Source organism: Citricoccus nitrophenolicus, from assembly GCF_047305825.1.
Lineage (GTDB): Bacteria > Actinomycetota > Actinomycetes > Actinomycetales > Micrococcaceae > Citricoccus > Citricoccus nitrophenolicus.
On record NZ_CP063070.1, the window covers coordinates 3,358,326 to 3,372,823 of the forward strand.

Consider the following 14,498-nt stretch of genomic DNA (forward strand, 5'->3'; position numbering starts at 1 on the left):
CGAGAGCTCCGTCCGGCCCTGCTCAGTGTGTACACCTGTTGATCCATCGTTCGGCCTGGACGGTGGTGGGCTTCTGCGCGATGAAGCGCAGGATCCGGCCACCGCGGAAGCACCGGAGGCGGACCGGATCAAGACGCGTGTCACAAGGTCGGTGCGAACGCGGCCGGTTCGATGAGCCGGTGCGCCGAGCGGTCGACCACATGCTGCCTGCGGCGCGCGAGGCGAACAGGTCGCATCCCACGAACAACCTGGTCGGTCGCAGGACCCGGGCCGCCTCAGTCACCGTCTGTTCCCAGTGGATCACAGGTGGTGCATGAGAGAGAGTTCAGTGCCTGTCGAAGGACTTCTCGACGAAGGACAGCGCGGTGGCATCGGCCTGGCGGGCCCCGTTGGCGGCACGGCTGCAGGACTCAGTCAACTCACATGAAGCACGTCATGGGTATCCACAAGTCAGAGACGAACAGCGGATAATGATCGGATGACTTCCACGATCGATCCCACCTCTGGGACCCCCACCGCCTCAGATTGCCGCGACGGCGAGACTGCCTGTGGCGGATGCGGCATCTCCCGCAGGACCTTCCTGGGACGCAGTGCGGCCGTCGGCGCGGTGGGAGTAGTCGCCACCGTGGGCCTGACAGGCTGCACGGGCGACCTCCAGGCCGAGGCCAGCGCACCGTCACGGCACCCCGGCGGCTCGCCCGCTCCGGCCCTCCCTGCCGGAGACCTGCCAGTCGGCAGCCAGGCGTCCGTGTCCATCGAGGGCCGCACCTTGTTGCTGCACCGCGAATCTGAGGACACGGTGCGTGCCTTCTCCGCCAAGTGCACACACCAGGGGTGCACGGTGGCACCGGACCAAGACCGGGGCCGACCCACCTTCGCCTGCCCCTGCCACGGCTCGCACTTCGACGTGACCACGGGTGTGCCCTACGGCGGCCCGGCCCAGAAACCACTGACCGAGTTCACTGCCACCGTGGACGACGACATGGTGATGGTGAGGATCTAAGACGCGAACGTGTCTGCCTCATGCGCGTAGCCAGGTGAGGATGCGGCAACGGTAATAGCGACGTGGTAGATGAACGCGAGCTGGTCACAACCAGCCAGACGGCGCCATTTTTTGGTGAGGGTGCAACGCCGTTCGACCGCCGGGGCGAGTGTGGCGCACCTAGTCTGGTCTGCGATGTCCGCGGACGGCCAGGCAGCGACAGATCAACCTCCAGCTCTTGGTGCGGGCGATGTTGGCGCCGTTAATCCGGTTCCTGGTCCAGGCGCACGGCCGCAGCAACCTCGCTCATCCCGATCTTGCGACAAGGAGGTGCTACGTATTCTCGTTCCTCGCGGTACTCGTGATAGTCGCCCTGGTCCTCGTTCTGGCTCCCTTGGCTGAGCGCGTGGTCGACGGCGAAGACCCTTATCCCATACGCGACCCGATGACCACGCGCCAGGGGCTGGGTTTCAACGGCCCCGCAGGCCGGTGCCACGCGAGGCCGGGGGTGCCGGACTGCTCAGTAGCGGGCGGCGGTACCCATCATGTTCCACGGGCTGTAGTCGACATCCGTCACGGCCACCCCCATCTGAGGATTGCGGGCGTGGGCGATTTTTCCGTCGCCGATGTACATGGCCACGTGGTAGATCCCGGAGGCCGATCCGTTGTTGGACCAGAAGACCAGGTCGCCGACCTGGAGGTTGTCCAGGGAGACGTATTGGCTGGCGGCCGAGTACTGGGCCTTGGAGTTCCGGGGCAGCTCGATGCCGGCCTGCGCGAAGGCGTTCTGGGTGAAGCCGGAGCAGTCGTAGCCGGTCGGGCCGTTGCCGCCCCAGACGTATCCGACGCTCGGATCGGCGGCCTTGGCGGTGGCCCACTGCACGGCCGCTCCCCAACCGGTACTACTACTGGAGGAAGCGGTGGAGTAGGAGGCCCGCTGGATGTCCTTGGCCGGGTCGTCGCTGGTCGCGGACGAGTGCGTGTGAACCTCGGAAGAGCGGGGCGCTTCGGTTGGGGTTTCGGACTCCCAAGTCCAGGCATTGGCGGTGGAGCCAGTGGGAGCGGAGTAGGCGCCCTCATTGGAGGCGGCCGGGCCCATGCCCGCCACCGTGGCACCCACGACGGTGGTCAGGCCGACCGCGCCCATCGTAAGCGAACGGCGGCGGTGAGAACGGCGGGCCTGCTTCTCGGACTCGAGACGAGCACGGCGGGTGGGGTAGGACATGGATTCCCTCAGTAGACGTTGGTGTAGGCGACGCTCTGGGCTTTGTGTGCCGCAGCGGGAGAGTGGCCCCAAGGCGGCACGTTCCGTGACCAGAACGTTATGTGACGATACACGATTGTTACCTTTCTGCAATTCGGCAACAGCACCCTTCCGCCGTCTTTCTGCCGCCTTTCCGCCACGGCGGCGAGCACGGGCGGTGGCCGAGGTGGGGAGGCGACATTCACGGAACCTTCAAGGTGCACCTCCCTTCCGCGCCGCAGGGTCGGCCTGTCAATCCCGGGGTTTGAGACCCATCCTCATCGGATCCGCGCTGGGCTACTTCGCCCTGCGTCTTGAACGCGTCGATCCGGGTCTGGGAAACAGCCTCTCGGAGAGGTCATTGTCCTGGCCCGGCGATCAGGTTCTCAGGGTTCCGGGTTGGTCGCCGTCCGCATCGGGGCCAGGCCCGTGCCGACTACCGCCGCAGGTCGGCCGCGTCGAGGAGTGCATCCTCGGCCTCCTCGTCGGTCGGCCTGCCGCCCCGGCGCCGGACCGGACGCACCCGGGGCGGCCGGTGCGCCGAGAGGTACCCGTCGTCCTCGGTCAGCCCGAGTTCGCGGTCATCCCGGTCGTTGACGGCCTTCTGCCGAGCGGTGTAGCCCCACACGATGAAGCTCATGAGCCCGAACATGAACCACTGCAGCGAGTACGAAAGGTGCGGGCCCTCGTCCAGGGGTGGTTTGGATGGCTGCTGCAGGGCTGTTGCCGGCGCGGGGGTTTCGTCGGCCAGCTGGCCGTACGCCGTGTCCGCGACCGGGTAGCCGACGCTCTCCTCGAAGGCTGCAAGGTCGATCGAGGGCAACTGTCTCTCCGGGGCGTCCCGGTCCAGGGTTGGTTCGCCGGGCTTGACGCGGGTGACCACCGTGACCCTGCCCTCGGGCGGAGCCGGGACGATGTCTGGGCGCCCAGGGGTGTCGTTTCCGATCGGCAGCCATCCGCGGTTGACCACGATCACGTCCCCTGTGTCCGTACGGAAGGGCACCAGCACCTCATAGCCGGGCTTGCCGGCCAGCGGCCGGTTCCGGACAATCCGCGTGTCTCCCTCGAGATACTCACCCGTCATCTCGACCGGAGTCCACTCCTGCTCGGCCTGGAAGCCGGTGAACAACTCCGCGTCGCGGGCCAGGAGGACCGCGGGTTCGTCATAGTTCGCGAGCACCTTGTTGATCTCCGCGACCGCCTCCATCCGGCGGTCCATCTGCCACTGTCCCAGCAACGCGCAGGCGACCGCGATGACGGCGCAGAAGACCAGGCCGCCGAGCCACTGCAGCGAGAGCAAGAACCGAAAGTCCAACCGGGCGCGCGGGGCCTGGTCCGTGGCGGCTGCCCTCACAATGGGTCCTCTGATGCCTTCAGTGGGTTCAAGATGTCCAAGGGAACCACCTCCTTCAGCAGCGCGCGGGACCGCAGGCCTTGGGGCGAATCTGGGATTTCTCGGCGTCCACGGTGTCGTAACTGGCTTGCCTCAAGGGGACGCCGAGCTCCGGTGGCTTGATTCCGTCCCGACCGGTCGGGGGAAGTGTTGCTCACGGTGCCTCGGCTGCTTTCCCGTCGCGGGCGGCGGTGGGTTCGGGGACCTGATCGGCCCGATCGTCGGGGGAGGGGAACTGGTGGCTCCTCGGGGATAGCATGGGGCGATATGGATCCAGTACCCCAGACCTCGGCGGGCCATGCCCCGGGTGACAGCCTAGCGAACCGGTATGGGCGCCCCCAACGCGATCGGCCGTCGTTCATTTCTCGCTGGGGTAAATGGATCGCCGTCGCCGCCTTATTAATGGCGGTAGCCGCCACCGCATGGTTGGCGTACCCGACCTCTCAGGACTCTCTGTCTTGGAAGGATGTCGGCTACGCCATCGACTCCCCAACCCGGGCCTCGGTGACGTTCGAGGTCACCAAAGATTTCGAGGACACCGTGGCGTGCGCCATTCAAGTGCTCTCCGAAAACTACGCCATCGTGGGCTGGCGTACCGTCACCATCGGTCCCGCCGAGCTCGGAGACACCGCAGGCGACCCCCTTCCCTCGGACAAGTCTCAGTACTACGACGTCAACCTGCGCACCGATTCGCTCGGCGTGACCGGCGGCGCCAACTCCTGTTGGATCGAGCAGGACGCCTGAGCCTCAGGAGAGGCAACATCAGGCTCCGAGGCGGCTGGTAGAAATCCGGTTCTACTACACTGCGTAGAAGTAGTTTTGGCCACCATCTGCCTAAGGAGCGAAATGCCTCAACTCACCATCGGACTCGGCGTCCTTCTCGTCGCCATCGGTTCCATTGCCTTTATCGCCACCTCGTTCGCCAGCTGGACGGCGCTGATCCCGGCCATGCTCGGGGCCGTGATCCTGGTTGCGGGCCTCATTAGCCTGAAGAAGCAGAAGCTCGGCGTCCACCTTGCCCTGGCAGTCGCCGTGCTCGGCGTTCTCGGCACTTCCAGGAACGTCATGCAACTCGACGCACTGATCGCCCGTGAGGCGGAGCGCCCCACGGCTGTTTTCATCAGCACGATCACCTTCGCCCTGCTCATCTTCTACGTGGGCTTCGGCATTCACTCGTTCGTCGCCGCTCGCCGCTGGAAAACCGCGGAGACCTGACCACCAGGCACAATCGAAGGTACCGCCAGCGCTCCTTGCCTGAGCCGTATGGGCCCCGGCCATACCGTCTGAGGGATGCTTCCGTCGCCGGACCGCCGTGCTCCGCGCGAGGGCCAACGGGTCGGTATGGTCTGAGCTGTATGGGCCAGGAGTGCCGGGACGGCCGGATCAGGGGCCGGTGAAGGCGGGGAGGAACTGGACGAAGACGGAGCCGGCCACGGCGACGTAGAGAATGGCGATCAGGGTCCCGGCCCACCCGGTCGCGAACCGGACGAAGGTCGATGGGGCAGGGATTACTCCATGGGCGAGGTTGCGGGCGGTGAGCAGGATGAACAGCGGGATCATGGCCGCCCAGACAATCATGCAGTACAGGCACAGGATGTAGATCTCGTACAGGGCTTGGAACCAGAGCCAGGTCACGAAGGCCATCCCTAGGGTGACCCCGGCCTGCAGCCCAAGCCAGTACCACCGGCCGGGACGGGCCCCGGAGAGCACCACCATCGCGGTGGCCAGGACCACGGCGAAGGCCACGATGCCGATCAGCGGGTTGGGGAAGCCGAACAGCTCGGACTGCCAGGTGCCCATCACCCGCCCGCAGGACACCCAGGGGTTGATGTCACAACTGGTGACGTGGCCGGGGTTCTCGTACAGGGCCAGGCGCTCGAGCACGAGGATGGCCGAGGCGATCCAGCCCACGGCTCCGGTGACCAACAGGATCAGCCCGAAGGTCCGATGGTCGGCGAACCAGGCCCGGGCGGGTGCCATCGCTGCTGGCGAGGGGGATGGCTTCGTGGGATTGGTGGAAGTGGTCGAGCGTTCGGTCATGGTGGAGGGCTTTCCCTGGTCTCGGTCCACGGTCAGAAGGCGTTGCCGACGGCAAGCCCCTTAGTCCTGGACGGCGGCCTCGATGGCGGCGGTGAACTCCTCCAGGGTGGACGGGGCGAGCTGCTCGCCGTCGAGGTAGAAGGTCGGGGTCCCGGACACTCCCAGGGCGGTGCCGTCGGCGACATCAAGCTCAACGCGTTCCAGGGTCGCCGGATCCGCCACGGCGGCATCGTAGGCAGCCATGTCCAGGCCGAGGTCCTCGGCGTAGCCGCGGAAAACGTCGCTCTGGTCCTCGGCAGACTCTCCCCACTGGGTCTGAGTCTCGAACATGCGCTGATACATGGCCTCGTAGGCGCCCTGTTGGGCAGCGGCCTCGACGGCCACGGCCGCGGTGACCGAGTTGCGGTGGCCTGGCAGCGGGAAGTAGCGGTTCACGAAGGTGACGGTGTCCGAGTACTGGACCCTCAGTTCCTCGACGAAGGGGTAGGCCGCGGCGCATCCCTCGCACTCGAAGTCCAAGAACTCCACCAGCACGGCCTTCTCGTTCGGTGCCTGGGACAGCACCCGGCTGTTCTCCCGGACCAGTTGCCCGGCCTCCTGCGTCTGCTGCCCGGAGGATTGCCCCGTGTCCTGTGGTTGCTGGTCGGTGGTGGTACCGCGGGCCACGAAATACCCGATGGCGGCGGTAGCCACGACCAGGCCGAGCAGGATCCAGACGACGATCTTGGCCCGGCGCTGCCGGTTCGGGGCGGGTGTGGTTTTGGGGTCGGGGGAAGTCATGGTCGGTCCAATCCGTGGGGTCGGGGGCAGGGGGTTTAGACGGGGGTGGTGAAGGTGCCGGCGAGGTTCTGCAGCTGGTAGATCCACAGGGTCCAGATCCCGGAAACCATCAGGACCCCGACCAGCACCAGTACGATCCCGCCGATGATGTTGAAGGCCCGGATGTGGCGGCGGACGAAGCCCAGGGTCCGGGTGACCCAGTCCAAGCCCAGGGCCACGAGCACGAAGGGGATGCCCAGCCCGAGGCAGTAGAGGAAGCCCAGCAGGGCCCCCCGCCAGGGGTCCCCGGTGGTGGTGCTCAACGCCAGCACGGCGCTCAGGGTGGGACCCATGCACGGGGTCCAGCCCAGCCCGAAGACCACACCGAGCAACGGGGCGCCACCGATCCCGGTCTTCGGTTGAAACGACATCTTCTTGGTGTTCTGCAGGAACGGCAGCCAGCCGACCAGGACCAGGCCCATGAGGACCACGAAAACCCCCAGGATCCGGATCAGCAGGTCCTGCCATTGCAGCAGCCAGCCGCCGATCACTCCAAAAGCGGCCCCGTAGGCGGTGAAGACCGCGGCGAAGCCCAGAATGAACAATCCCACCCCGGTCATCACCCGGCGCCGGCTGTCCTGCCGGCGCGGGTCGGCCAGCCCGGAGACGTAGCCCACGTAGCCGGGCACCAGCGGCAGGATGCACGGGGAGAGAAAGGACACCAGACCGGCCACCGCGGCCAGGGGCATCGCCACCAGCAGCGCCCCGGACTGGACCATCTCGGCGAAGAACCCGCCCAGGCTCACGCGTCCCTCCCGAGGCCCGTCCGCCGGGAGGGACGAGGCGAGCGGGGATGACGGCGACAGGCGGTCACGGGCGGTCCTCTCTGCTACAACGTGTGGGGCTCCGCGTCGTCCGCGGGGACCCTCGCAGGACACTACACCAGAGGATGTATAGTTCAGCGCATGCTGACTCTTGCCACGCAACTGGATGTGATGCACCGGCTGGGCCGGGCGATGGCCGACCCCACCCGGTCCCGGATCCTGCTGACCTTGCTGGAACACCCGGGGTATCCGGCGGAACTGGCCCGGGATCTGGGATTGAGCCGCTCGAACGTGTCCAACCACCTGACCTGCCTGCGGGACTGCGGAATCGTGGCCGCCGAGCCCGAGGGCCGCCGCACCCGGTACGAGATCGCCGATCCGCACCTGACTCGCGCGCTGACCGCCCTGGTCGACGTGACCCTCGCCGTGGACGCCTCCGCCCCCTGCCTGGACCCGGGCTGCCCCGTGCCGGGCTGCTGCGGCACAGCGGAGGTGGCCTCATGAGCGCTGCCTGCGGCTGCGAGGCCCCCAACCCCACTGATGGTGCGCCCGAGGAGCCTGAGGAGCACCGGCCGTGGTGGCGGGATGCGGCCATCCTGGTCCCGGTGCTCTCCGGGGTGGCCTTTATCGCCGGACTCGTCCTGGAGTGGTCCGGAGCCGGCCTCACGGCCACGGTGGTGTTCTGGGTCGGGCTGCTGCTCGGCGCCTGGACCTTCGTGCCCGGTGCACTGCGCGGCCTGTTCACCCGCGGCCGGCTGGGCATCGGACTGCTGATGACGATCAGTGCCATCGGCGCGGTAGTCCTGGGCTACATCGAGGAGGCCGCGGCGTTGGCGTTCCTGTACTCCATCGCCGAGGCGCTGGAGGACAAGGCCATGGACCGGGCCCGGGCAGGGCTGCGCGCCCTGCTCAAGCTCGTGCCCGAGACCGCCACCGTCCGTCAGGGCGGGGCCACGATCGACGTCGAGGCCAAGGAACTGCGGGTCGGGCAGGTGCTCGTGGTCCGGCCCGGGGAACGGGTCGCGACCGACGGCATCGTTCGTGACGGGCGCAGCAGCCTGGACACCTCCGCGATCACCGGCGAGTCCATCCCGGTCGAGGTCAGCCCTGGAGAGGCCGTCTCGGCCGGATCGATCAACACGGTCGGGGCCCTGGAGATCGAGGTCACCGCCGCCGGCACCGACAACTCCCTGACCACGATCGTGAAACTGGTCGAACAGGCCCAGGCCGAGAAAGGCCAGCGGGCCCGTCTGGCCGACCGGATCGCCCGTCCCCTGGTCCCCGGGGTGCTCATCCTGGCCGTGCTGGTCGCCGCCATCGGCTCCCTGGCTGGGGATCCGGAACTGTGGATCACCCGCGCCCTGGTGGTCCTGGTGGCCGCCTCCCCGTGCGCCCTGGCCATCGCGGTACCCGTCACGGTGGTCTCCGCGATCGGCGCGGCCAGCCGGTTCGGGACCGTCATCAAGTCCGGGGCGTCCTTTGAACGCCTCGGCGGGATCCGCCACCTGGCCGTGGACAAGACCGGCACCCTGACCCGCAACCAGCCCACCGTCACCGCTGTCCTCACCACTGAAGACGCTTCCGAGCAGGATGTGCTGGGCTGGGCGGGCGCCCTGGAACGGCACAGCACCCACCCGCTGGCCGCCGCGATCACCGCAGCTACTCCCACCACGCCTGCGGCCGCCGACATCACTGAGACCGCCGGGCACGGCATCACCGGCCGCCTCGATGGCGCCACGATCACCGTGGGCAGCCCCCGCTGGCTCAGCCCCGGGCCCCTCGCCGAAGACGTCCAGGCCTTGGAAGGACAGGGCATGACCGTCGTTATCGTCCACCGCGACGGGTCGACGGCCGGAGCGATCGGTGTCCGCGACGAGCTGCGCCCCGAGGTCCCGGATGTCGTGACCACCCTGGCCGGCCAGGGCATCGGGCTGACGATGCTCACCGGCGACAACACCCGCACCGCTCGGGCGATCGCTGCCCAGGCCGGCATCGAGGATGTGCGCGCCGAGCTACGCCCCGAGGACAAGGCTGCCGCCGTCAATCAGCTCTCCGGTGCCGGGCCGACCGCGATGATCGGCGACGGCATCAACGACGCTCCGGCCCTGGCTGCCGCCGATGTCGGCATCGCCATGGGCGCCTCCGGCTCGGACGCGGCTATCGAGTCCGCCGACGTCGCCTTCACCGGCCATGACCTGCGCCTGATTCCCCAGGCCCTGGCGCATGCCCGCCGCGGCCGGGCCATCATCAACCAGAACATCGTCCTGTCACTGCTGATCATCGCCGTCCTGTTGCCGCTGGCCATCACCGGCGTCCTGGGATTGGCCGCCGTCGTGTTGGTCCACGAGGTCGCCGAGGTCATCGTCATCCTCAACGGCCTGCGCGCTGCCACCAGACGACGCATCACCCTGGAGCCCCTTGCCGACCGGCAGGCTCAGCCCGCCACCGTGGGATGAGCCTTCACTGTGCCTGCCGGCCATAGACTCCGCAGGCACAGGGAAGGCCTTCTTGCCAGCGCCCTCCAGTTCCTTCCCGTGACTTCACCGGTCGCGCGGGGTTTAGCCGATTCACCATGCGCAGGGAAACGGGCGCACCAGGAAAGGTAACGCATGAAAGACCGACGCAGGTATCCCCTCGTGTTCCTGACTGTCGGGATCGGGGTCGGCGTATCGGTCCTGGACCAGGTGACCAAGTGGTGGGCGGTAAACACTCTGTCCCTGCGTGAGCGAGTTCCGGTCCTCGGAGATCTGCTCGGGCTCCAGTTGATCTATAACCCTGGCGCGGCCTTCTCGCTCGGCACTGATGCGACCTGGATCTTCACCATCATCTCGGCTGTGGCCGTCGGGGTGGCAATCTGGTTCACCCTTCGGGTCCGTACCATGTCCTGGGCCATTGTGATTGGGTGCCTCGGAGGCGCGGCGGTCTCCCACCTGGGTGACCGACTCCTGCGCCCACCCTCGTTCGGGCAAGGACATATCGTGGATTTCATCGCCTACGGAGACTGGTTCATCGGCAACATCGCGGACATCTTCATCGTCGGCGGGGTGGTGGCCGTGCTCCTCTTGACCACCACGGAGCACGACCGCGACACCGCAGAAGCCCCGCAGTAACTGCCACCAGGACACCCCCTTCGCACTCTTCGCGGCCATCTCCGCCTACACCTAGGCCCGCAACAGCGGGACGGCGGCCGGCCACTCCTGCCGGCCGTGGTTGGTGCCGGCTCAGCCCATGGTTGCTAGCAGCTCCGCGCAGGCCTTCAGTAGGGCCCGGGTGGTCTCGACGTTGGCACCGGCTGGATGAAGACCTCACGCGCGGCCACGTCGGCCATTGCTCAGCCATCCCCCCCACCGAAAGTTCGTGTAGCTTAACTTTCATGCGGGCACCATCGAGGATGACGACAAGGGCCGAGACCGTCTCAGAAGCGGCGGCCGGGCAGCGCTGGGTCCGGCGCCAGCCGATGCCCTGGCTGTTGGGGCCGGCCTTCGTGGCGGCGGTGGCCTACGTGGACCCGGGCAATGTGGCGGCCAACCTCACCGCGGGGGCCCAGTACGGGTACCTGCTGGTGTGGGTGCTGGTGACTGCGAACCTCATGGCCGTGCTGGTGCAGTACCTCTCGGCCAAGCTCGGGCTGGTCACCGGGTCCTCGCTGCCCGAGCTGCTGGGCAAGCGGCTGCCACGGGGCCGGCGGCTGGCCTACTGGGTGCAGGCCGAGGCCGTGGCCGCGGCCACCGACCTGGCCGAGGTGCTGGGCGGGGCGATCGCCCTGCACATCCTCTTCGGGATCCCCCTGCTTCTAGGCGGGCTGATCATCGGGGTGGTCTCGATGCTGTTGTTGGTCATCCAGTCCCGGCACGGCCAGCGGCCCTTTGAGTTCGTCGTGATCGGCCTGCTGGTGATCGTGACTCTCGGCTTCGTCGCCGGCCTGTTCTTCGGACCGGTCTCTTGGAATGCGGCGGTGGCCGGGGTCGTGCCGCGCTTCGAAGGCGTCCAGACCGTGCTGCTGGCCGCCAGCATGCTTGGGGCCACGGTCATGCCGCACGCGATCTACGCCCATTCGTCCCTGGCCCGGGACCGGCACGGCGGCCCGCTCCCCACCGCGGCGCTGCCGCGGCTGCTGACCGCGACCCGCTGGGATGTGGTGCTGTCCCTGTTGGTGGCTGGGTCCGTGAATATCGCCATGCTGCTGCTGGCCGCTGGCAACCTGGCCGGGGTTCCCGGCACCGACAGCATCGAGGGCGCCCATGCGGCGATCACCACCGCGCTGGGCCCGGTGGTGGGGATCGCCTTCGGCCTGGGACTACTGGCCTCCGGGCTGGCCTCGACCTCGGTGGGCTGCTACGCCGGCTCGACCATCATGGCCGGGCTGCTGCACCGGAACATCCCGCAGATGGCCCGCCGGGCCGTCACCCTGATCCCGGCGCTGGCGGTCATTGCCGCCGGGGTGGAGCCGACGTGGGCGCTCGTGCTTTCCCAGGTGGTCCTGAGCTTGGGCATCCCCTTCGCCCTGATCCCCCTGGTCGCCCTGACCGGCAACCCCACAGTGATGGGGTCCTTCACCAATCGGGCGCCGTTGCAAGTGGCGGCCTGGGTGGTCGTGGGTCTGATCGTGGCACTGAATCTGGCCCTGATCGGGCTGATGGCCACCGGCCAAGGCTGATGATCACCGGCAGGGTTGAGAGCCCGGGGTTGGGTAGCGTGGCCGGTATGGATCCGAGCGAGCTCACCCCGGTGGCCCAGGACTACCTCAAGGTCATCTGGTCGGCCACCGAATGGGGAGACCCTCCCATCACCACCACCGCCCTGGCCGCCCGCCTCGGCACCACGGCCCCGAACGTCGCCGACACCGTCAAACGCCTGGCCGCCCAGGGACTGGTGGAGTACCGCCCGTACAAACCGGTCAACCTCACCACGGCCGGACGCGACTACGCCGTGGCCATGGTCCGCCGCCACCGGCTACTCGAGACTTTCCTGGTCATCACCCTGGGTTACTCCTGGGACCAGGTCCACGACGAGGCCGATCGGCTCGAGCACGCCGCCTCCCAAACGCTCATCGAACGCATCGACGCCCTGCTCGGCCACCCCACCCGAGACCCGCACGGAGACCCCATCCCGACCGTGGAGGGCCACACCCACCGACCGGCCCACGCCATCCGCCTGGCCGACGCCGCCCCCGACATCTACCGCATCGCGCGGGTCTCGGATGCCGATCCCGCCCGCCTGAATCGCTTCAGCGGCCACGGCCTGCGGCCCGGCCAGACGGTCCGGGTGGGTGAGCGTGAGGCCGGTGGCCTGACCCTCAGCATCCCGGGCAACGACCAAGCCCCGTTGGTCCTGGCCCCGGAGGAAGCCAAAGCGATCTGGGTCAGCCCGGCGGCATCCGCAGTTCTTCGAGGACCTGCGTCCATCTAGGCGGAACCCGGATTACGGGGTCCCGCTCCCGGGCGTGGAAGACTGGGTCGATGACAGCCAAGGCTCTTTGCAACCATGGATGAGGCCGGCATGGAAGGACCGGTCTGGATCCCGACGGAGCCCCCCAGCCTGGAGAACTTCCTCGCTCCCACAATGCAGCCGATCCCGCTGATCCCCGCCATCGCCGTGGTGTTGGGCCTGTTGTATCTGGCCGGGGTGTTGCGGCTCTGGATCGGGCGGCGGCGGTGGCCGGTGTGGAGGGCGCTGTGCTTCCTGCTGGGGTGCGCAGCCATCGCGGTGACCATGGGGGCAGGAGTTGAAGGGTACGGGCTGAAGATGTTCTCGGTGTTCATCTTCCAGCAACTGACTTTGATGCTGGCCATCCCACCGCTGTTGGTGTTCGGCAGCCCGGGTACCCTGTTGCTGCGGGCCACACCCCACCGTGGGCTGGGCCGGATGGTGTTGCAGCTGGCCCATGCGGGCCTGCGGTCCCGGTGGGCGCGGGTCGTCCTGCATCCGGGGTTCACCATCCCGCTGTTCCTCATCACCTACTACGGGATCTACCTCAGTGGCCTGGACGACCGGCTGCTGCCCACGTGGTACGGCCACACGGGCCTGGAACTGCTGTTCTTGGCCTCAGGGGTCCTGTTCACGGTCCCGTTGCTGTCCAGCGACCCGTTGCCGGTCAAGCAGGGCTTTGGTGGGCGCATGTTGGATGTGGCCTTTGAAATGCCGCTGCACGCCTTCTTCGGAGTGGTCCTGATGATGGCGACGACCCCGATCGTGGAGTTCTTCGCCACGCCCCCGGCCAGCTGGGGCCTCGACCCGATGGAGGACCAGCAGGTCGCCGGTGGGCTGGCCTGGGCCTACGGAGAACTGCCCACCGTGCTGATCCTGGTGTTCATCGCCCACCAGTGGTTCCGCGCGGATACCCGCCAGGCCCGCCGTGCCGATGCCGAGGCCGACCTCAACGGCAGCCCGGACCTGGAGGCGTACAACGCCTACCTCGAACAGCTCGCCGCCGGAACACCTCCCGGCCCTTCGCGGTAAAGCCTTTCTCCGGCCTGGACCATCCGCCGGCCCGCCCTTCGACTCGTGATCGGTCATAGTGCCCCGCTCCGACGCCACCTGTTGGTACGCTAAGGGCGTTTTCTACAGGAGGTAGAAGTTGTTGCGACGACAGGCCGTGCGGCCTCTTGGCCCCATTCTGGCCTTCCTGGCAGTGCTGATGCTGGCCCTGCTGGCGCCCCTTTCCCCGGCCTCGGCTCATGATGCTGTGACGGGAACGAATCCTGAAGACGGGCAGAATCTGGAGACTGCCCCGGAGGCCATCGACATCGTCTTCACCGATACCCCGCTGTCGTTGGGCTCACAGATCCGGGTCGAGGACGACCAGGGCGAGAACTGGGCTGCCGGGGAGGTGGAGATCGCCGGCAATACGGCTTCTCAGGCACTCCAGCCCGACACCCCGGCCGGGGAGTACACCGTGACCTGGCGTGTGGTGTCCTCGGACTCCCACCCGATCGAAGGCACGTTCAGCTTCACTGCGGCCGAGGCCGCCGCCGAGCCATCCTCAACCCCCAGCACGCCGGCCTCGAGCCAGTCGCAGACTGCCGCCACCACAACCGAGCCCACGACGGCCCCGGTGACCGACGCGGCGGCACCGGCTTCCGAGGCTGGAACAGGCTTCCCGATCGGCTTCGTCATTGCGCTGGGCGTGTTGCTTCTCGCTCTGGCGGTCGTCGTCGTGACCGTCCTGGCCCGTCGAAGCCGAACGGACGGCCCGGGGGTCCAGTGAATGACTACCGACACACCGGCCGGGGTTTCCATGGGTCAACCGTCGAGCGC

At 67.8% G+C, this 14,498-nt stretch carries 15 protein-coding genes; 10 read left to right on the top strand and 5 right to left on the bottom strand.

The features are described from left to right. Positions 1-478: 478 nt before the first annotated feature. Positions 479-1,003 (top strand): ubiquinol-cytochrome c reductase iron-sulfur subunit, encoded by a 525-nt coding sequence (locus IMT31_RS15245; protein ID WP_413543302.1) that lies wholly within the window; start codon positions 479-481, stop codon positions 1,001-1,003. A 499-nt stretch (positions 1,004-1,502) separates the two neighbouring features. Here IMT31_RS15245 and IMT31_RS15250 read toward each other — a convergent pair whose 3' ends face one another. Further along, positions 1,503-2,207, bottom strand: a complete 705-nt coding sequence (locus tag IMT31_RS15250; protein WP_413543303.1) for a C40 family peptidase — start codon at positions 2,205-2,207, stop codon at positions 1,503-1,505. 454 nt (positions 2,208-2,661) lie between these two features. After that, complete coding sequence (locus tag IMT31_RS15255) at positions 2,662-3,579, bottom strand: SURF1 family protein (protein WP_413543304.1); 918 nt, start codon at positions 3,577-3,579, stop codon at positions 2,662-2,664. Between the two features lie 306 nt (positions 3,580-3,885). On the opposite strand from IMT31_RS15255, the gene IMT31_RS15260 reads away from it, so the two are divergent. Further along, on the top strand, positions 3,886-4,362 hold the full coding sequence (locus IMT31_RS15260) for a DUF4307 domain-containing protein (protein WP_413543305.1): 477 nt from the start codon (positions 3,886-3,888) through the stop codon (positions 4,360-4,362). Between the two features lie 102 nt (positions 4,363-4,464). Beyond that, on the top strand, positions 4,465-4,833 hold the full coding sequence (locus tag IMT31_RS15265) for a hypothetical protein (RefSeq protein ID WP_413543306.1): 369 nt from the start codon (positions 4,465-4,467) through the stop codon (positions 4,831-4,833). Between the two features lie 168 nt (positions 4,834-5,001). Here IMT31_RS15265 and IMT31_RS15270 read toward each other — a convergent pair whose 3' ends face one another. From IMT31_RS15270 to IMT31_RS15280, 3 genes are all read right to left on the bottom strand, one after another. Next, positions 5,002-5,598, bottom strand: a complete 597-nt coding sequence (locus IMT31_RS15270; protein ID WP_413543307.1) for a vitamin K epoxide reductase family protein — start codon at positions 5,596-5,598, stop codon at positions 5,002-5,004. 120 nt (positions 5,599-5,718) lie between these two features. Then, positions 5,719-6,438: a DsbA family protein gene (locus IMT31_RS15275; protein WP_413543308.1), complete on the bottom strand. Its 720-nt coding sequence runs from the start codon at positions 6,436-6,438 to the stop codon at positions 5,719-5,721. A 35-nt stretch (positions 6,439-6,473) separates the two neighbouring features. After that, positions 6,474-7,223 (bottom strand): cytochrome c biogenesis CcdA family protein, encoded by a 750-nt coding sequence (locus IMT31_RS15280; protein ID WP_413543309.1) that lies wholly within the window; start codon positions 7,221-7,223, stop codon positions 6,474-6,476. A 159-nt stretch (positions 7,224-7,382) separates the two neighbouring features. On the opposite strand from IMT31_RS15280, the gene cmtR reads away from it, so the two are divergent. From cmtR to IMT31_RS15315, 7 genes are all read left to right on the top strand, one after another. Continuing rightward, a complete protein-coding gene (gene cmtR / locus IMT31_RS15285; protein WP_413543310.1) occupies positions 7,383-7,745 on the top strand; it encodes a Cd(II)/Pb(II)-sensing metalloregulatory transcriptional regulator CmtR in 363 nt (120 codons plus the stop codon). After that, positions 7,742-9,697 carry a heavy metal translocating P-type ATPase gene (locus IMT31_RS15290; RefSeq protein WP_413543311.1) on the top strand — a complete coding sequence of 652 codons (1,956 nt, stop codon included), beginning with the start codon at positions 7,742-7,744 and terminating at the stop codon, positions 9,695-9,697. Before cmtR ends, IMT31_RS15290 begins: the two co-directional genes overlap by 4 nt. Positions 9,698-9,877: 180 nt before the next feature. Beyond that, positions 9,878-10,351, top strand: coding sequence for a signal peptidase II (locus IMT31_RS15295; RefSeq protein WP_413543312.1), 474 nt, complete (start codon positions 9,878-9,880; stop codon positions 10,349-10,351). Positions 10,352-10,614: 263 nt separating this feature from the next. Beyond that, complete coding sequence (locus tag IMT31_RS15300; protein ID WP_413543313.1) at positions 10,615-11,898, top strand: Nramp family divalent metal transporter; 1,284 nt, start codon at positions 10,615-10,617, stop codon at positions 11,896-11,898. Positions 11,899-11,945: 47 nt separating this feature from the next. Beyond that, positions 11,946-12,650 carry a metal-dependent transcriptional regulator gene (locus IMT31_RS15305; protein WP_413543314.1) on the top strand — a complete coding sequence of 235 codons (705 nt, stop codon included), beginning with the start codon at positions 11,946-11,948 and terminating at the stop codon, positions 12,648-12,650. Positions 12,651-12,725: 75 nt separating this feature from the next. Then, on the top strand, positions 12,726-13,700 hold the full coding sequence (locus tag IMT31_RS15310; RefSeq protein WP_413543315.1) for a cytochrome c oxidase assembly protein: 975 nt from the start codon (positions 12,726-12,728) through the stop codon (positions 13,698-13,700). Positions 13,701-13,818: 118 nt separating this feature from the next. Continuing rightward, entirely contained in the window at positions 13,819-14,448 is a 630-nt protein-coding gene (locus IMT31_RS15315) for a copper resistance protein CopC (protein ID WP_413543316.1), read from the top strand. Positions 14,449-14,498 lie beyond the last annotated feature (50 nt).